Raw genomic sequence first — 18,386 nt, forward strand, 5'->3', positions numbered from 1 at the left:
TGATGGAGAAAAAACAATATGATACGCTTAGCGAGACATTATATACTGAAAAATTAAGTAACGGGCTGCATGTTTTTTTACTGCCTAAGCAGGAAATGTCAAAAACGTACGCCATTTTTTCTACGAACTATGGTTCAATCGACCGTGAATTTATTCCGATAGACGGATCGAAGCTTGAGACAGTCCCGGATGGGGTGGCTCATTTTTTGGAGCATAAATTATTTGAAAAAGAAGATCGGGATGTTTTTGAAGACTTCGGTAAGCAAGGAGCTTCTGCAAACGCCTTTACGTCATTCACGCAGACGGCATATTTGTTTTCTTCCACAAGCAATATAGAAAAAAACCTGGAGACCTTAATCGATTTCGTGCAAGACCCATACTTTTCCGACCAATCCGTTGAAAAAGAAAAGGGGATCATCGGCCAGGAGATCAATATGTATAATGATCAACCCGACTGGCAAGCGTTCATGGGCACTTTAAGGGCCTTATATAAAAACAACCCTGTCCGCATCGACATCGCTGGTACTGTCGACTCTATCGGCAAAATAACGAAGGATGATCTATACACTTGTTACAATACTTTCTATCATCCTGAAAATATGCGGTTATTCGTGGCCGGCAATATCGATGCCGAAAAAGTCATGTCGTTAATCAAACGCAATCAGGATGCAAAAGAATTTGCTCAAATGAGCCATATCGAGAGAAGTTACCCGCAGGAACCAGATGAAGCAGCCATACCTTTGAATAAGATCAAGATGCCCGTATCAACACCCAAGTGTACGGTCGGTATTAAAGTAAAACCTTCTAAGGTACCGGAAACATTCATTAAACAGGATATCCTGCAAGATTTTATCATGAGTTACTATTTTTCCAAGGGGGGCCCGATTTACCAGCAGTTGTATGAAGCTGATTTGGTTGACAGCAGTTTTTATTATGAGACGAATCTTGACAGGAATATCGGCTACATTTTAATTGGCTCGAATACGGATGATCCTGATGCTTTTTCTGCAAAGGTGAAAGAAATGCTGCTTGGAACGACAAAAGACAGCATAGAAGAAGAGCAGTTTTCTCTAATGAAAAAAAAATATACTGGAGAAGTTCTCCGCGGAATGAATTCTTTGGAATTCATCGCCAACAAATATATCCATTATCAAACCCTGCATATTGATTTTTTTGAACTGTTACCGATTGTGCAGGCGCTGACAATTGATGATATCAATCAATATTTAAAAAACTGGGTCACAGAAAAACAACTAGCAGTTTGCGAAATTGTACCAAATTAGAAGAAGGGATAACATGGGGGAAAATGTACTGATAGTCGGCGCGAGCGGAGATATCGGCAGCAGTATCGCGGAAACGCTTGCTGACTCAGGTTATAATTTGATTTTACATTACAACAATACAATCGAAAAAATAAAAGAAATACAACAACACGTTGATCCGACGAATATTTTACTCGTGGTGCAGGCTGATTTGCGCAGGCAAAACGCTGTGGAAAATATGCTAAAACAGATTGTTTTTCCTGTGGATCATATTGTCTTTGCTAGCGGCCAGGCATCTTACGGTCTTTTCCAGGAAACGTCAGAAGAACAAATGGACGAGATGCTTGCGGTCCATGTTAAAGCCCCCTGGTTGATTACCCAGGGGCTGCTTGCACCGATGATTAAAAACAAATCGGGATCCATCATTTTTATCTCATCTATCTGGGGAGATATCGGAGCTAGTGGTGAGGTTATCTATTCAGCTGTCAAGGGAGCACAGAATAGTTTTGTAAAAGCACTGGCGAAAGAACTGGGACCGAGCAATGTTTCTGTCAATGCCATTAGCCCCGGCTTTATCCATACAAAAATGAACAATCATCTGGATAAAGAGGAGAAGCAGGCAGTTATTTCTGAAATACCACTTAACAGGGCGGGCGATCCTACAGAAATTGCAAATTTAACAGACTTTCTTCTAAGCGGAAAATCTGCATATATTCAGGGAACGGTCATTCGTATCAATGGGGGATGGTGAAGAATCTTCTTCAGTTGTTCACGATACTTTCGTATAAACAGGGAATAAATCCAAATACTAATTTGTGAATAAGATGAAGGAGGAAATGCGATGTCAATCATGAATGATTTCGATAGCTGGAAAGATTTTTTGGCAAACAGATTGGATCAGGCACAGGCACAAGGAATGTCGCATGAGACAATTACGAATGTGGCACACGAAATTGGGGATTTTCTTTCCCAGCGTGTCAATGCTAAAAACGATGAGCAGGCTGTTTTGAAAGATTTATGGAACGCTGCTTCAGAGCAAGAGCAGCAATCCATCGCCAGCGCGATGGTCAAACTGGTGCAAAAACAATAGCGATGCTGAAGAAGCTGTAATTTATTGCAGCTTCTTTTATTATATGCAATAGAAGAAATATGAAATTTTACCGGCAATTTCCTTTTAACTGGAATAAAAATCGTTTATTATATTGTTATAAGTGTAGAATTGCTTTTTCATAACCTATTCGTTAACATGGTATAAGCATGCATGATGAGAAGGTGTACATGGTGAAAAAAACGGAATGGTATCTTGAATATGAAATTTTAATCAACCGTCCTGGTTTATTAGGAGATATTTCTTCTTTGCTTGGCATGCTTTCGATTAACATCGTGATGATCAATGGTGTGGAAAATGCAAGAAGAGGTTTGTTGATTTTAACTGAATATGATGAGCAAATCACACGTTTGAAGTCTATTTTGCAGACAATGGATACGATTGAACTGATCAAACTGAGAAAGCCCAAATTGCGGGATAAACTGGCTGTACGGCACGGAAGGTATATACGCAGGGAAACTGAGGATCCGAAGATCATCCGATTCGTTCGAAATGACTTGGGTCTATTAGTTGATTTCATGGCAGAACTGTATAAAAAAGAAGGCCATAAATTGATCGGCCTTAGAGGAATGCCTAGAGTTGGCAAGACTGAGTCTGTTGTGGCGGCCAGTGTTTGCGCCAATAAACGCTGGTTGTTCGTTTCCAGCACATTGCTGAAACAGACTGTCCGAAGCCAATTAATTGCAGGCGAATACGGGCCAGATAATATCTATATTATTGATGGCGTTGTTTCGAAACAGCGTTCCGGGGAAAAACATTGGCAGCTAATCAGGGAAGTCATGCAGCTTCCGGCCACAAAAGTTGTGGAACACCCGGATATTTTCGTTCAAGCGACTGAGTATAATTTAGAGGATTTTGATTATATCATTGAGTTGAGAAACCACGAAAACGAGGAAATTACGTATCAAGCAGCGGGAGATTCCGGTTTTTCGCAAAATAATGGTTTCTCCATGTTTGATTTTTGAATTGGGCGGTGTTATTTTATGGGACTTGGTGCTACGTTAAAGGAAGCAAGGGAAGAGAAAAATATTTCTCTGGATGAACTGCAGGAATCAACAAAAATTCAAAAAAGATATTTGACAGCCATTGAAGAAGAAAATTTCAAGATATTGCCAGGGACATTTTATGCAAAGGCATTTATCAAAGAGTACGCTCTCGCTGTTGGACTTGACCCGGCGGAATTAATAGAAATGTATCAGGAAGACGTTCCAGAACCTGAAGAAAATCAAGAACAGCAATATACAAGAATTCAAAGCCGCAAGGAAAGCAATCCGCAAAAAAGCAATGCGATTTTTTCTTTAATACCAATGATCATTGTAGTAGTGCTCATCATTGGCATCCTGTTTGCCGGTTGGTACTTTTATAAACAAAATATTTCTAAAAATGACAGTGGGGCAGAAACGCCGAAAGATGATAATGAAATCATCATAAATGGGCCGGATGATGATGATCCAAACGATGCGGAAACAAAAGATGAAAATGGCGATGAAGATTCATCAGATGCTGCCAAAAAAGATGCTGACGAGAAAAAAGAGAATGAAAAAAAGCCAGCGCTCAAGGTGACTGAGGAAGGCAGCGGATCACGCCCTGAGTCTACATTCGATTTGGAGAATGCTGGAGACAAATTGGAAGTGAAGCTGGAATCAGACGATAATACATGGCTGCAAGTCAGTAATGGACAAGGTGAGAACAAGTATTATGATTCGTTGACGAGTGATAAGTCTCCCGTTAAATTGGATATGAGCGGTGACGATGAAATTTATTTCAGCATCGGCAATGCTGCCGCACTAACAATTACAATAAATGGTGTTAAACTTGATTATCCCGTAGATCCGCAACAACATGTCGTGCAAAAAATCAGGGTACACGTTAAAGAATAGGCAGTATTATTCAAAGCCCTTCCAACATCCAGAAACAGGAAGGGTTTTGATAGTTCACCATCGCTTACACATTACTTGCAGGAGGCAGGAACAGGAATGAACATACCTAATAAAATTACGTTATCGCGCATATTTTTGATCCCCGTCTTCATCATTTTGATGACGGTTGATTTTCAATGGGGCAGTTGGAATATTGGCACCAGAGATTTACCCGTTGTTGATTTTGTTGCGGGTCTATTGTTCATTATTGCGTCCATGACGGACTGGATAGATGGCTATTACGCGCGTAAGTACAAACTAGTGACAAATCTTGGGAAATTCATGGATCCTTTAGCTGATAAGTTATTGGTTGCAGCGGCATTGGTGCTGCTTGTACAGATGGGGGCAGCTCCAGCCTGGGTGGTCATTGTTATTTTAAGCAGGGAATTCGCTGTCACTGGCCTGCGATTGGTCGCGGCAGGAGAAGGTCTCGTACTTGCGGCGAGCAAGCTTGGAAAACTGAAGACCATGACGCAACTGATAGCGATTTCCGTTTTGCTGTTGCACAATTTCCCTTTTTCTTATATCGGTTTTCCATTTGGATTGATCATGCTGTATATTGCACTGTTTTTCACTGCATTATCTGGTGTTGATTATTTTGTGAAAAACTGGCATGTAATGAGGGATTCAAAATGAGCGATGTCAAGGCAGAAATCATAGCTGTAGGCACGGAACTGCTGTTAGGGCAAATTTCCAATACAAATGCCCAATGGATCTCGAAGCAGCTTGCGGATAACGGTATTGATGTCCATTTCCATGAAGTAGTGGGGGATAATTTGCTGCGGGTCCAGGAAACATTCAAACAGGCTGCGAACCGTTCCGAAATAGTTATTATTACCGGGGGTCTTGGACCGACTGAAGATGATTTGACAAGAGAGGCGTTCCAAATGATCAGTGGACTGGAGATGATGGAGTACGCGCCCTCAATGGATAAAATCATAAATCACTTTGAACGGCAAGGCGGTATCATGACACCGAATAATCGCAGACAGGCAAGGGTATTTAAAGGAGCAATGGTCCTTCTGAACGATGTGGGCATGGCTCCTGGCATGATTGTAGAATACAGGGATAATATCTGGGTTTTTATGCCCGGTGTCCCGAAAGAAATGAAAGCAATGTTTTCTGGAAGTGTCATCCCTTATTTGCGAAATAAGTTTGGGGATAAAGAAATCATCCGTTCTTTAGTGCTCCGGTTTAACGGAATTGGAGAATCCAGATTGGAGCATGAATTGATCGATTTAATTCAAGCTCAAGAAAATCCGACAATCGCGCCCTTAGCTCAAGATAGTGGTGTCGTAATCCGGCTGACCGCGAAGGAAAAAACAGCAGAAAAAGCTGATGAGTTGCTGGAACAAGCTAAACAGCGGATTTTAAAGCGGGTTGGATCATATTATTACGGTGATGACGAAACGACTTTGCAAGAACGCGTTGTCTTATTACTTCAGCGAAAAAATTATCACATTGCAGCAGCAGAAAGCTTGACAGGCGGATCATTCGGTAAAGCCTTAACGAGTGTTTCCGGTGTATCGTCCGTTTTCCGCGGTTCGGTCGTCTGCTATGATCCAATCGTAAAAAAAGAAGTGCTGGAAGTCAGTGATATGACAATACGACAATATGGCACTGTAAGCAAAGAATGTGCTACTGAAATGGCTGAAAATGCGAAACGGCTGATGCATGCTGACATCGGTGTCAGCTTCACTGGAGTGGCTGGTCCTGAAAACCTGGAAGGTAAGCCTGCCGGGAAAGTGTTTATCGGTATCTCAACTGCAGAAAATACCATCGAAGTGGAAGCGTGCCAGTTTTCTGGAAATCGCTCTGAAATCCGTAAACAATCTGTTATAAAAGCCTTGCAGCTTTTGCTGAAATACTTAAATGATTGATTTAGCTGTGTTAAATTTTTAAAATTAAGATGCATTCATCTGTTTTATGAACGCAGTTTTGTTTTTTTAAATAGCAATGTCATTAAAAACACAAGAACATTTATTCGTTTTTTTCTTGGCAAAAGGGGAAAAACATTGTATGATAGAGTTAGTTGATTAAAGGAGGTAGTCTCGTTGAGTGATAGAAAACAAGCCCTGGATAGTGCGTTGAGACAAATTGAAAAACAATTCGGCAAGGGATCCATTATGAAACTTGGCGAACAAGCAGATAAGAAAATCGCTGCAGTTTCAAGTGGTTCGCTTGCTTTGGATATTGCTTTAGGGATTGGCGGTTATCCGAGAGGCCGTGTTATTGAAATATATGGTCCTGAATCGTCAGGTAAAACAACTGTTGCTCTGCATGCCATTGCTGAGGCGCAGGAACAAGGCGGACAGGCAGCTTTTATAGATGCTGAACATGCACTTGATCCGACTTATGCAAGAGCTTTGGGCGTTAATATAGATGAATTGCTGCTCTCGCAGCCTGACACTGGTGAACAGGCACTGGAAATAGCTGAGGCTTTGGTGCGCAGCGGGGCTGTAGATATTATCGTTGTCGATTCTGTTGCTGCCCTCGTTCCAAAAGCGGAGATTGAAGGAGAGATGGGCGATGCACATGTTGGCTTACAGGCCCGTTTGATGTCGCAAGCATTGCGGAAATTATCCGGTGCTATCAACAAATCGAAAACCACTGCTATTTTCATCAACCAAATCCGTGAAAAGGTCGGCGTGATGTTCGGAAACCCTGAAACGACTCCTGGCGGTCGCGCTTTGAAATTTTATTCATCCGTAAGGTTGGAAGTCCGCCGGGCTGAGACTTTGAAGCAAGGCAATGATATGGTTGGGAACAGGGCGAAAATAAAGGTTGTTAAGAATAAAGTGGCTCCGCCTTTCAAACAGGCTGAGGTCGATATCATGTATGGTGAAGGTATTTCCCGCGAAGGGGAAATCCTGGACATAGGTTCTGAATTGGATATCGTCCAAAAGAGCGGTGCGTGGTATTCCTATGAGGGTGAGAGACTCGGACAAGGGCGTGAAAACGCCAAGAAATTCTTGCAGGAAAACGAAAATATCCGTGATGTGATTTATCAGGCCATCCGGGATAATTATAACCTCGATGCCGATGCTGAAGAGGAAAAGACCGACAACATGGAGCAGGAAACACTGGATGTATAATTGATCATCCAATGGAGCAATTAGTATGCAGTTGTCTCCTCTGTATGACTCGGAGAGTATCCGTAAAAAACCTTCACTGCAAACCAGCAGTGAAGGTTTTTTTGCTTAAAGACGCTATTGAATATATTCCCAAATAATTATGACGTTTTCTTGACAATGGAAGCACAGGCAATTAAAATTAATAATGTATAATATTACATTATCATTATACAGTTTGATTTTTATTCATTGAATATGGTACATGCCGACATAATGAATGTAAAAATTTTATAGCAATAGGAGGTGAAAAGTCGTGGACAATCCCTTTATCATCTCCATTTTGCTTGCCGTCATCCTAATCGTCGGTATTGTTGTTGGTTATCTGATTCGCAAATCAATTGCTGAGGCCAAAATTTCTAGTGCGGAAAACCTGGCCAAACAGATAGTTGAAGAAGGAAATCGAAATGCAGATGCAGCCAAGAAAGAGGCGCTTCTTGAGGCGAAAGACGAAAACCATAAAATCCGTCAGCAAGCTGAAAATGAGCTGCGTGAAAGACGGACCGAATTACAAAAGCAAGAAAATCGCCTGATGCAAAAAGAAGAAAATCTGGACAGAAGAAGTGAAACGCTTGATAAGCGGGAACTGATGTTGGAGAAGAAGGAACAGTCTCTGGCAGACAAACAACAACAAATTGAAGAAATGGAAAGCAAAGTGGAAGCCATGCTGACTGAGCAGCAAACTGAGCTTGAGCGTATTTCCGGATATACTACTGACCAGGCGAGACAGATAATTTTGGACAGGCTTGAAAAAGAATTAAACCATGAATCAGCGTTAATGATAAAAGAAACTGAAAACAAAGCGAAAGAGGAAGCGGATAAAAAAGCAAAATCAATACTTTCCTTAGCTTTACAGCGCTGTGCTGCAGACCATGTTGCTGAAACAACCGTATCCGTTGTAAATCTGCCAAATGATGAAATGAAGGGTCGTATAATCGGAAGAGAAGGCAGGAATATACGAACTCTCGAGACATTGACAGGTATTGATTTAATTATTGACGATACCCCAGAAGCAGTCATACTGTCGGGTTTTGATCCGATACGGAGAGAAATTGCCCGTATCGCTTTGGAAAAGCTTGTTCAAGATGGCAGAATCCATCCAGCACGCATCGAAGAAATGGTGGATAAAGCAAGACGTGAAGTCGATGAACATATTCGGGAATTCGGGGAAGAAACAACATTTGAAGTTGGGGTACATGGGCTTCATCCAGATTTGATAAAAATACTTGGACGGTTGAAATATCGTACAAGCTATGGTCAAAATGTTTTGAAGCACTCAACTGAAGTTGCCATACTATCAGGCCTGTTGGCTGCTGAACTTGGCGAAGATGAAACACTGGCCAGAAGAGCAGGACTGCTTCATGATATTGGCAAGGCGATCGATCATGAGGTCGAAGGAAGCCATGTAGAAATCGGTAAAGAACTAGCAATGAAATACAAAGAAAATGAAGTTGTGATCAATGCTATCGCTTCACACCATGGGGATGAAGAACCAACCTCGATCATCTCTGTTCTAGTGGCTGCCGCTGACGCTCTATCCGCAGCCCGCCCCGGAGCCAGAAGTGAGACATTGGAAAACTATATCAAGAGATTGGAAAAACTTGAGGAAATCTCTGAATCCTTCCTTGGGGTAGAGAAATCATACGCGATACAGGCAGGAAGAGAAATTCGAATTATTGTCAAACCGGATGAAATTGATGATTTGGAATCAGCCCGCATTGCGCGTGACATCCGCAAACGCATTGAAAGTGAGCTCGACTATCCAGGACATATCAAGGTTACTGTAATTCGAGAAACAAGATCAGTGGAATATGCTAAGTGATATAAAAATAAAGTGGACAAGTTCCACTTTATTTTTTTGGTCCAGAAGAGTCAACGGGCTGGATCAGGTATAAAAAAACTTTACATTGGGACACTGATGTGAAAAACTTTAATAAAAATATGGTTAGGGTGAAAAGAAATGAAAATACTTTTTATTGGCGATGTAGTCGGCTCGCCGGGCCGTGACATGGTGGAGCAATATTTGCCTGCCTTAAAAGAGAAGTACAAGCCGCATGTCACGATAATCAACGGAGAAAATGCTGCGGCTGGAAAAGGAATCACCGAAAAAATTTATAAGCAGTTCTTGCAGTGGGGTGCTCAGGTAATAACGATGGGAAATCATACTTGGGCCAAAAAAGAAATCTTTGAATTTATCGATGATGCAAAATATATGATCAGGCCAGCAAATTTCCCGGAAAATAATCCGGGCGAAGGTATGGTTTTTTTGAAACTGAACGGGATGGAGATAGCTGTCATTAATATACAGGGGCGCACCTTCTTGCCGGCTATTGATGATCCGTTTGCAAAGATCGATAAATTGATTGACCAGGCCCAAAAACGTACAAATATTATTTTTGTTGATTTTCATGCAGAAGTGACCAGCGAAAAGCAGGCAATGGGTTATTTTGTAGATGGGAGAGTCAGTGCCATAGTGGGTACCCATACACATGTGCAAACGTCAGATGAACGTATACTGCCTCAAGGAACTGCTTATATTACGGATGTCGGCATGACAGGTCCATACGACGCGATACTGGGCGTAGAAAAGGAAACAATCCTCAAAAAATTCGTAACCGGTCTTCCTGTTCGCCATGAGGTTGACAAAAAAGGAAGAACGCAATTGAGTGCCGTTTTAATGACAATAGATGACAAAACGGGAAAAGCGGCAGCAGTGGAAAGAATATTGATTAATCCAGATCATCCTTTTTTTCGGTAATATTTGATTTGTAAAGGTTGAGCATGATGAAGTATTGTTCGTATCTTGAATTATCTATTTGGGAATAAGGTACCGACTCTGAGAATATAGTAACAATAGAGTTATAACAGTTAAAAGAGGAGGTACCAGCAATGGATATATTAAAAGTGTCAGCTAAATCAAGTCCAAACTCAGTAGCAGGCGCACTTGCGAACGTATTAAGAGAACGCGGCTCGGCAGAAATCCAGGCAATCGGCGCAGGTGCATTAAACCAAGCCGTCAAGGCAGTCGCAATCGCGAGAGGATTTGTAGCCCCAAGCGGTGTGGATCTCATCTGTGTTCCCGCCTTTACCGACATCATGATTGACAATGAAGAAAGAACAGCGATAAAGCTGATTGTAGAACCACGATAATATTGGAATCATCCGTTACTTAACTGGAACCCCCCTGTTCATTCGGGAGGGTTCCAATTATTATGCCCAAATGATTCAAGCGCCTTGACCATTATTAAAATGATTGTTAATTTGATGGAAAGGCATTATACTGTAGTAATGAATAAGCATGTAAGTTTCGGTTTGGAAAACTTGGCATTCATCTAAGCCGAATGTATATTAGCTGTACTTATATATTGAAGGGAGTCTAGTCATGAACGAACAGCAACGTAACCAACAGGCTCAAATCAACCCGATAGATCCTATAGATAACCCGGAAAAGCCGTTGTCTCAAAAGACGACAGCTGATTTTGCGAAATACTTTGAGCATACTTATGAAGTGCCAAATATAAATAAAGCAAGAAAACGCGGCCGTGAAAAGGTGAAGGTTCACTATGATTATGAACTGGACGAAGATATGCAGCATATCGGTAACGGCAAGAAATTTTTGATTCGTACATATGGCTGTCAAATGAATGAGCATGACACAGAAGTTATGGCAGGTATACTGACTGAAATGGGGTATGAGGCTACGACAGAAACGGAAGAAGCAGATGTCATATTGCTCAATACCTGTGCAATCCGGGAAAATGCCGAGAATAAAGTATTCGGTGAACTAGGTCATTTAAAACCTTTGAAACTGGAAAAGCCGGATTTGATTCTTGGAGTCTGCGGATGCATGTCCCAGGAAGAATCTGTCGTCAACCGTATTTTGAAAAAACATCAATTTGTAGATTTGGTGTTCGGTACACATAATATACACCGCCTTCCACATCTGCTTAAAGAGGCTATGTTCGGCAAGGAACAAGTTGTTGAGGTATGGTCAAAAGAAGGCGATATTATTGAAAACTTGCCAAAGGTCCGTAAAGGAAAAATAAAAGCGTGGGTCAATATCATGTATGGCTGCGATAAATTTTGCACTTATTGTATCGTGCCAATGACGCGTGGCAAAGAACGCAGCCGCCGACCCGAAGATATCATCCAGGAGGTAAGACATTTAGCTGCCCAAGGGTACCAAGAAGTGACACTGCTCGGCCAAAACGTGAATGCTTATGGAAAAGATTTTGAAGATATGGATTACACATTTGGCGACCTGATGGATGATATGTATAAAATCGATATCCCACGGGTTCGTTTCACCACTTCGCACCCAAGAGACTTTGATGATCACCTAATTGAAGTACTGGCAAAAGGAGGCAACCTGCTTGACCATATTCATTTGCCAGTCCAATCAGGAAGCAGTTCTGTGTTGAAACGGATGAACCGAAAATATACACGGGAGCAGTATCTGGATTTGGTAGCAAAAATTAAAAAAGCAATACCGAACGCAACGTTGACCACTGATATCATCGTTGGCTTCCCGAACGAGACAGATGAAGAATTTGAAGAAACAATGACACTGATGGAGGAAGTCGGTTTTGAAGCGGCCTACACATTCATTTATTCACCACGTGAAGGCACACCTGCGGCAAGAAAAAAAGATGATATTTCAGAAGAGATCAAGAAAAAACGGCTATATCGTTTGAATGAACTAGTCAATAAGCAGTCTGCAGAGGCAATGCAAGAATATGATGGCAAAGTTGTTAAAGTGCTAGTCGAAGGCGAAAGTAAAAAAGATCCGGATGTTCTGGCCGGATACACTGAAAAAAATAAACTGGTTAATTTCAGAGGTCCCAAGTCTGCGATTGGAAAAATCGTCGAGGTGAAAATCGTCAAGGCGAAAACCTGGTCTTTGGATGGGGAAATGATTGAAAATACGGTAGAGGTGAAATGAAAATGGCGAAATATAGTCGTACAGATATATTAGATGAAGCAAAAAAGCTCGCTGATATGCTGGCAAACATTGATGAAATCGATCGTTTTAAACAGGTGGAAGCAAAACTTAATGAAAATAAGAAAGTACAGGATCTTATCAAGCGGATCAAAGCTTTGCAAAAGCAAGCGGTAAACTTTCAGGCTTACGGTAAAACCGAGGCGCTGGAAAAAGTGGAAAAAGAGCTGGATCGGCTCCAGGCGGAATTGGATGCCATCCCTGTAGTGGAAGAATTCAAGGATTCACAAATGCTTGTAAATGACGTCTTACAGTTGATTACAGGGACAATCGCTAGAGAAGTAACAAATGAAGTGATTCGTTCTACTGATGGGGATGTACTTGCTGGTGAGACTGGTTCTAAAGTGAAAAACCATTCCGGCTGTTAGGAATGAATAGTGCTCTAAAAAACTTCACATCTGATGATAGAAAGTGAAGTTGTCAGAGGACATCGCAAGGGTAAGATGTTGTATGTCTTTTCATTACAAAATACAGGACGGATTCCTTTATACGGGAACCGTCCTGTTTTAATTGCCTTAGCAGACGTTGGGCTGCCCAGCATAAAATCGAAATGAAGCCCAGTCTCTGCCTTTCATGGAATTGCTATGCACTTTAGGTATTTGTCTTGCATAAAATGACCATGAAAGAAGAGGAGGTTAATAATTGCTATGAGCTTTTTAGAAAAAGACTACAGGGAAATCATTACAAAGGCGGTTTGCGGCAAGGGAAAGAAGTTCACTCAAGAAACTCATTCCGTCACACCATCACATAGACCTTCCAGCATATTGGGGTGCTGGGTGATCAACCATCTATACAATGCTAAAAAGAAATCAGATGATGCTGTGGAGGTAAACGGCAGCTTTGACATCAATATCTGGTATTCCTACAATGACAATACAAAAACAGAAGTGGTGACAGAACGCGTCACATACTGTGATATCGTCCCATTATCCATTAAAGATGATCATTGCATTAGCGATGAATATGATGTCATCTGCAAAGTGATACAGCAGCCGAATTGCCTGGAGTGCACCATTGCCGGAAAAGGCCATAAAATCAATGTAGATATTGAAAGGGAATTTCTAATTCAAGTGATTGGTGAGACGAAAATTTACGTACGTGTCAATCCAAAAGGACATAATGAAGAAGACGATGATGACATGTGGGATTATGCAGTGACGGATGACGAATTGGAAACTGTTGACCCGCATTTCCATGAAGCCACATCAAAGGATTGACCACCTTGCGGGGAAAAGTGCACCCCGCAGGGTTTTTCTTATTTAGAAGTTAAGGATACAGGTAAACAATCTCATTCATACACATACTGTCTTTATGTTATAATTACAAGATAATCATAATGTATGTTGGAGGATAAGGCATGGCGAAGAATACACCAATGATGGAACAATATATGAAAATCAAAGCAGAATATAAAGATGCGTTTTTGTTTTTCCGCCTTGGGGACTTTTATGAAATGTTTTTTGATGATGCCATCAATGCAGCAAGAGAACTGGAGATAACATTGACAAAACGCAGTCAGGAAATTCCGATGTGTGGTGTGCCCTATCACTCTGCTGCCAATTACATAAAGACGTTAATCGACAAAGGGTATAAAGTAGCGATTTGCGAACAAATGGAGGATCCGCGAACAGCCAAAGGTGTAGTCAAACGTGAAGTCATTCAGCTGATCACACCTGGGACGATCATGGACAGCAATATGCTGCAGGATGGTAATAATAATTATATTGCCAGCTTGTCCTTTTTTGAAGATGGTTCCTATGTTGTCGTTTATCATGATCTTTCAACCGGCGAAAGCAGCTTGGCGTTGGTTCAGGAAGGATGGGATGCGGTAATCCATGAACTGTACAACCAGCCGATCAAAGAAATAGTCGTATCATCTGAATTGCCGCAAAAGCAACAGACCGAACTGCAGAGCAGACTGCAGATCGCGCTTTCTTATCAGGATGAAGCAAGTTTCAATGCTGAGTATCGAGATCTATGCGAGAATTTGCACGATCACCGGCTGCTTACTGCATTCAGCCGGTTGTTGAATTATGTTTTGCACACGCAGAAACGTTCACTGGATCATTTGCAGCAGCCTGATGTGATTCAATTGAATGATTACTTATCTCTTGATATGTATTCCAAGCGAAATTTAGAACTGACAGAATCACTTTTGCGAAAGAAAAAACATGGTACGCTTCTGTGGGTGCTTGATAAAACAGTGACCGCAATGGGCTCGAGGATGTTGAAAAAGTGGCTGGAAAGACCATTGCTAAAACAACAGCAAATTGAAAACAGACTTAACATCGTGTCTGGATTTCATGAGAATTTCATGCAAAGGGAAACCCTTCGTGAAACATTGAAAACAGTATATGATCTTGAACGGCTGGCTGGCCGCGTATCATTTGGCAATGTCAACGCCAGGGACTTGATCCAATTAAAGCATTCTCTTGAAAGAATGCCCATGATCAAAGAAACATTGCAGCAATTCGGACAGCCATTAATTAGTGAGCTTGCCGGCGAGCTGAAGACCCCTGATAATTTGCTGGAGCTTTTAAAATCTAGTATTATAGAAGATCCGCCCATTTCTATCAAGGATGGCGGCATCATCAAAGATGGCTATCATGAACTGCTTGATAAGTATCGGTATGCGAGTAATAATGGGAAAAAATGGATTGCCGAACTGGAACATAAAGAGAAACAGGAGACGGGTATCAAGTCCCTGAAAATCGGCTATAATAAGGTTTTTGGCTATTATATCGAAGTGACGAAGTCCAATTTGCAGTATTTGCCAGAAGGCCGATATGAAAGAAAACAGACACTGGCCAACGCTGAAAGGTACATTACTCCTGAATTGAAGGAAAAGGAACAACTGATTCTTGAAGCTGAGGAAAAAAGTGTTGACCTGGAATATGATCTCTTTGTTGCCATCCGTGATGAAATCAAAGCTTATATACCACAACTTCAAGAGCTGGCAGAAGTAATTAGTGAGGTGGATGTTTTACAGGGCTTTGCAACTGTAAGCGAAGAAAATAATTATAAACGCCCGCGATTCACGAATCATCAGCTTCGTATCAAAGGCGGCCGTCATCCTGTGGTAGAGAAGGTAATGAAAGACGGGAATTTTGTACCCAATGATGTACAACTAGACAACCAAACGAATATTTTGCTCATCACGGGTCCGAATATGTCAGGAAAAAGTACTTATATGCGACAACTTGCGCTCACGATCATCATGGGTCAGATTGGATGTTATGTCCCGGCTGAAGAAGCGGAACTGATCATATTCGATCAAATTTTTACGCGGATTGGGGCTGCGGATGATCTTGTATCAGGCCAGAGCACGTTCATGGTTGAAATGCTGGAAGCCAACCATGCCCTAAAATGTGCAACGGAGCGCAGTTTGATTCTGCTTGACGAAATAGGACGCGGCACAAGCACTTATGACGGAATGGCCCTGGCACAGGCCATTATTGAATATATCCACAATCATGTCCATGCAAAAACATTATTTTCGACCCATTACCATGAATTGACAACTTTGGAAAAGACATTGCCTCACCTTAAAAATATCCATGTCCGAGCCGAGGAATACGAAGGCAATGTTGTATTTTTGCATCAAATAAAAGAAGGAGCAGCTGATAAAAGCTATGGAATTCAAGTGGCCCAGCTGGCCGACCTTCCAGAAGTTCTGATTGAGCGGGCATCTGTATTACTGCAGGACTTTGAACAGTCAGGCAGCCAGCAAGCTGCATTTGCAATGGAGGAGCATACAGCTGTGAAAGAAGGAACAAATGAAGAAACATACTCATCGGCAGGGGAGGAAGAAACTGCTCAGCTCACTTTTTTCCCGGATGACAAACAAGCAGCTGCTGCATCGAAAAAAGATAAGCATTTCAGTCATGTGATAACCAAACTGAAAAATATGGATCTTTTCGATATGACTCCGATGGATGCAATGAATGCATTGTATCAGTTACAGAGATCTGTAAAAAAATGAGCCGGGAATATTACAGTCCGTTCATGCGTGATGACTGATCTTTTTAATGGAGTGATGAGGAATGCCAATCAAACTAATGCCGGATACGTTGGCAAATAAAATCGCAGCGGGGGAGGTAGTAGAAAGACCAGCCTCCGTTGTAAAAGAACTGATTGAAAATAGTATTGACGCCAACAGTACGTGGGTAAAAATTGACATAAAGGAAGCGGGCCTGCAACAAATTAAAGTGACTGATGACGGAGACGGCATGTCGGAGGAAGATTGTGAAATTGCTTTTTTACGCCACGCTACCAGTAAAATTATAAATGAATCAGATTTACTTCATGTTAAAACATTGGGTTTTCGCGGCGAAGCACTTGCGAGCATCGCTTCCGTGAGCAGGGTGAACATACAGACGTCACAAGGTGATCGGGCAGGTGTATCACTTGCTTTAGAAGGTGGCAAGGTAATTGCAAAAAGTAAAAGCGATGCGAGAAGGGGAACTGTTTTTACAGTAAATGACCTATTTTATAACACACCAGCAAGGCTGAAGTACATGAAGACGATCCATACGGAATTAGGGCATATTACCGATCTGCTCAACCGGGTCGCGTTGGCTCATCCCGAAATAAGGCTGGAAGTGACACACAATGACAGGGGACTGTTCCGAACAGCGGGGAATAATGATTTGTTGCAAGTCATTTCTCAAGTGTATGGAATGGGCGTCGCACGCAAATCCATTGCTATTGCAGAGGATACACTTGATTTTTCGATAAGGGGCTACATTGCTAAACCAGAGGTGACTCGGGCGTCACGCAACTATATTTCTATCATTATCAACGGACGTTATATTAAAAATATACCTTTATCCCAAGCTATCATCAGAGCTTTTCACACGCTACTGCCAATTGGAAGGTATCCGCTTGCGGTCATCGAAATAGATATGGACCCGATTCTGGTTGATTTTAATGTCCATCCGGCAAAGCTGGAAGTACGTTTTAGCAAAGAAAAAGAACTTGTAGGCTTACTGGAACAGACAATCAGACAAGCTCTTCGGCAACAATCATTGATACCGGAGATCACACAAAAGCCTCAGAAACCGAAGCAATCTGTCCAACATGTGTTTGACTTTACGCAAGAACACGAAACAAAAAATGAGCGTCCGCACAATGGTTTTGATTCTAACCCAGGTGGACAAACTACTACCTATGGCCGGGAAGGCTCAGAACAAAATACTGCACAATCGGTATACTCTCCCTCTTTTTCAAGTGAAGCCGATTCTGATCGGACGCCATATGAAATAAATGTGCTTCATGAAGAAAAGTCGGCAGCTGCGTACCCGGCAGATCTGCTGCAGGAACACAAAGTGGAAAAGGAAAACAATCCGTCTGAGCGAGTTCCCGTTATGTATCCCATTGGACAGCTTCATGGCACTTATATCCTGGCGCAAAACGAAACTGGCTTTTATATGATCGATCAGCACGCTGCGCAAGAAAGAGTCAAGTATGAATTTTTCAGGGACAAGCTCTCGCATCCAGTTAATATTGCACAAGAATTACTGTTACCGATGACTTTTGATTTTTCAAAACAAGAAGCGATTTTTATTGAGCATTATCAGGAAGAATTAAAAAAAGTCGGTTTATTCTTCGAGCCTTTCGGGAATCAAACTTATGTTATCCGCTCTTACCCTAACTGGTTCCCTGAAGGTTATGAAGAAGAAGTCATTCGGGAGATGATCGAACAAATCATGCAAGATGAAAGAATTAATGTTGAAGCTATCCGTGATGATGCAGCAAAGCTTATGTCTTGCAAAGGTTCTATTAAAGCGAATCACCATTTGAATCTGGAAGATATGAGGCAATTACTCGATGCATTGCGAAATTCGACCGATCCTTTCACTTGCCCGCATGGACGGCCTATCATTGTTCATTTTACAACTTACGAACTAGAAAAAATGTTTAAAAGAGTGATGTGATGTAGTATATTTCACTACCATTTGGCAAAGC

Annotated in this window: 16 protein-coding genes; all 16 read left to right on the forward strand. The window is 41.7% G+C overall.

Annotated features, from left to right (window positions below; translation table 11 throughout):
- Positions 1-2 precede the first annotated feature (2 nt).
- The 16 genes from yfmH (at position 3) to mutL (ending at position 18,355) form a co-directional block, all read left to right on the forward strand.
- A complete protein-coding gene (gene yfmH / locus ACFSMW_RS04090) occupies positions 3-1,283 on the forward strand; it encodes an EF-P 5-aminopentanol modification-associated protein YfmH (protein WP_390353918.1) in 1,281 nt (426 codons plus the stop codon).
- A gap of 13 nt (positions 1,284-1,296) precedes the next feature.
- Entirely contained in the window at positions 1,297-2,013 is a 717-nt protein-coding gene (ymfI, locus tag ACFSMW_RS04095; RefSeq protein WP_390353241.1) for an elongation factor P 5-aminopentanone reductase, read from the forward strand.
- A gap of 90 nt (positions 2,014-2,103) precedes the next feature.
- A complete protein-coding gene (locus tag ACFSMW_RS04100) occupies positions 2,104-2,352 on the forward strand; it encodes a DUF3243 domain-containing protein (RefSeq protein ID WP_390353243.1) in 249 nt (82 codons plus the stop codon).
- A gap of 191 nt (positions 2,353-2,543) precedes the next feature.
- Positions 2,544-3,335: a DUF3388 domain-containing protein gene (locus ACFSMW_RS04105; RefSeq protein WP_390353920.1), complete on the forward strand. Its 792-nt coding sequence runs from the start codon at positions 2,544-2,546 to the stop codon at positions 3,333-3,335.
- Between the two features lie 18 nt (positions 3,336-3,353).
- Entirely contained in the window at positions 3,354-4,250 is an 897-nt protein-coding gene (locus tag ACFSMW_RS04110; RefSeq protein WP_390353245.1) for a helix-turn-helix domain-containing protein, read from the forward strand.
- 96 nt (positions 4,251-4,346) lie between these two features.
- A complete protein-coding gene (pgsA, locus tag ACFSMW_RS04115) occupies positions 4,347-4,925 on the forward strand; it encodes a CDP-diacylglycerol--glycerol-3-phosphate 3-phosphatidyltransferase (protein ID WP_390353247.1) in 579 nt (192 codons plus the stop codon).
- On the forward strand, positions 4,922-6,169 hold the full coding sequence (locus ACFSMW_RS04120) for a competence/damage-inducible protein A (protein WP_390353249.1): 1,248 nt from the start codon (positions 4,922-4,924) through the stop codon (positions 6,167-6,169). Before pgsA ends, ACFSMW_RS04120 begins: the two co-directional genes overlap by 4 nt.
- 174 nt (positions 6,170-6,343) lie before the next feature.
- Positions 6,344-7,384: a recombinase RecA gene (gene recA, locus ACFSMW_RS04125; protein WP_390353250.1), complete on the forward strand. Its 1,041-nt coding sequence runs from the start codon at positions 6,344-6,346 to the stop codon at positions 7,382-7,384.
- A 292-nt stretch (positions 7,385-7,676) separates the two neighbouring features.
- Positions 7,677-9,242, forward strand: a complete 1,566-nt coding sequence (rny, locus tag ACFSMW_RS04130) for a ribonuclease Y (protein WP_390353251.1) — start codon at positions 7,677-7,679, stop codon at positions 9,240-9,242.
- A gap of 138 nt (positions 9,243-9,380) precedes the next feature.
- Positions 9,381-10,178 carry a TIGR00282 family metallophosphoesterase gene (locus ACFSMW_RS04135; RefSeq protein WP_390353253.1) on the forward strand — a complete coding sequence of 266 codons (798 nt, stop codon included), beginning with the start codon at positions 9,381-9,383 and terminating at the stop codon, positions 10,176-10,178.
- Positions 10,179-10,309: 131 nt separating this feature from the next.
- Complete coding sequence (locus ACFSMW_RS04140; protein WP_390353254.1) at positions 10,310-10,570, forward strand: stage V sporulation protein S; 261 nt, start codon at positions 10,310-10,312, stop codon at positions 10,568-10,570.
- A 232-nt stretch (positions 10,571-10,802) separates the two neighbouring features.
- The gene (gene miaB / locus ACFSMW_RS04145; RefSeq protein WP_390353255.1) at positions 10,803-12,362 is read left to right on the forward strand and encodes a tRNA (N6-isopentenyl adenosine(37)-C2)-methylthiotransferase MiaB; all 1,560 of its coding nucleotides are present in this window, start codon (positions 10,803-10,805) and stop codon (positions 12,360-12,362) included.
- Between the two features lie 2 nt (positions 12,363-12,364).
- Positions 12,365-12,787, forward strand: a complete 423-nt coding sequence (locus tag ACFSMW_RS04150; protein ID WP_390353256.1) for a YlbF/YmcA family competence regulator — start codon at positions 12,365-12,367, stop codon at positions 12,785-12,787.
- A 279-nt stretch (positions 12,788-13,066) separates the two neighbouring features.
- Positions 13,067-13,636 (forward strand): outer spore coat protein CotE, encoded by a 570-nt coding sequence (cotE, locus tag ACFSMW_RS04155; RefSeq protein WP_390353257.1) that lies wholly within the window; start codon positions 13,067-13,069, stop codon positions 13,634-13,636.
- A gap of 140 nt (positions 13,637-13,776) precedes the next feature.
- A complete protein-coding gene (mutS, locus tag ACFSMW_RS04160; RefSeq protein WP_390353259.1) occupies positions 13,777-16,401 on the forward strand; it encodes a DNA mismatch repair protein MutS in 2,625 nt (874 codons plus the stop codon).
- A 61-nt stretch (positions 16,402-16,462) separates the two neighbouring features.
- Positions 16,463-18,355 carry a DNA mismatch repair endonuclease MutL gene (gene mutL, locus ACFSMW_RS04165; protein ID WP_390353261.1) on the forward strand — a complete coding sequence of 631 codons (1,893 nt, stop codon included), beginning with the start codon at positions 16,463-16,465 and terminating at the stop codon, positions 18,353-18,355.
- Positions 18,356-18,386: the final 31 nt, after the last annotated feature.

The sequence above is a fragment of the Tigheibacillus halophilus genome (assembly GCF_042683165.1).
Lineage (GTDB): Bacteria > Bacillota > Bacilli > Bacillales > Amphibacillaceae > Tigheibacillus > Tigheibacillus halophilus.

What these genes read in the sequence shown, in the direction of transcription:
- ACFSMW_RS04150 (WP_390353256.1), top strand. Translation starts at nt 12,365, where the DNA reads ATGGCGAAATATAGTCGTACAGATATATTAGATGAAGCAAAAAAGCTC.
- ACFSMW_RS04135 (WP_390353253.1), top strand. Translation starts at nt 9,381, where the DNA reads ATGAAAATACTTTTTATTGGCGATGTAGTCGGCTCGCCGGGCCGTGAC.
- ACFSMW_RS04140 (WP_390353254.1), top strand. Translation starts at nt 10,310, where the DNA reads ATGGATATATTAAAAGTGTCAGCTAAATCAAGTCCAAACTCAGTAGCA.
- yfmH (WP_390353918.1), top strand. Translation starts at nt 3, where the DNA reads ATGGAGAAAAAACAATATGATACGCTTAGCGAGACATTATATACTGAA.
- cotE (WP_390353257.1), top strand. Translation starts at nt 13,067, where the DNA reads ATGAGCTTTTTAGAAAAAGACTACAGGGAAATCATTACAAAGGCGGTT.
- ACFSMW_RS04110 (WP_390353245.1), top strand. Translation starts at nt 3,354, where the DNA reads ATGGGACTTGGTGCTACGTTAAAGGAAGCAAGGGAAGAGAAAAATATT.
- mutS (WP_390353259.1), top strand. Translation starts at nt 13,777, where the DNA reads ATGGCGAAGAATACACCAATGATGGAACAATATATGAAAATCAAAGCA.
- ACFSMW_RS04100 (WP_390353243.1), top strand. Translation starts at nt 2,104, where the DNA reads ATGTCAATCATGAATGATTTCGATAGCTGGAAAGATTTTTTGGCAAAC.
- pgsA (WP_390353247.1), top strand. Translation starts at nt 4,347, where the DNA reads ATGAACATACCTAATAAAATTACGTTATCGCGCATATTTTTGATCCCC.
- ACFSMW_RS04120 (WP_390353249.1), top strand. Translation starts at nt 4,922, where the DNA reads ATGAGCGATGTCAAGGCAGAAATCATAGCTGTAGGCACGGAACTGCTG.
- ymfI (WP_390353241.1), top strand. Translation starts at nt 1,297, where the DNA reads ATGGGGGAAAATGTACTGATAGTCGGCGCGAGCGGAGATATCGGCAGC.
- mutL (WP_390353261.1), top strand. Translation starts at nt 16,463, where the DNA reads ATGCCAATCAAACTAATGCCGGATACGTTGGCAAATAAAATCGCAGCG.
- miaB (WP_390353255.1), top strand. Translation starts at nt 10,803, where the DNA reads ATGAACGAACAGCAACGTAACCAACAGGCTCAAATCAACCCGATAGAT.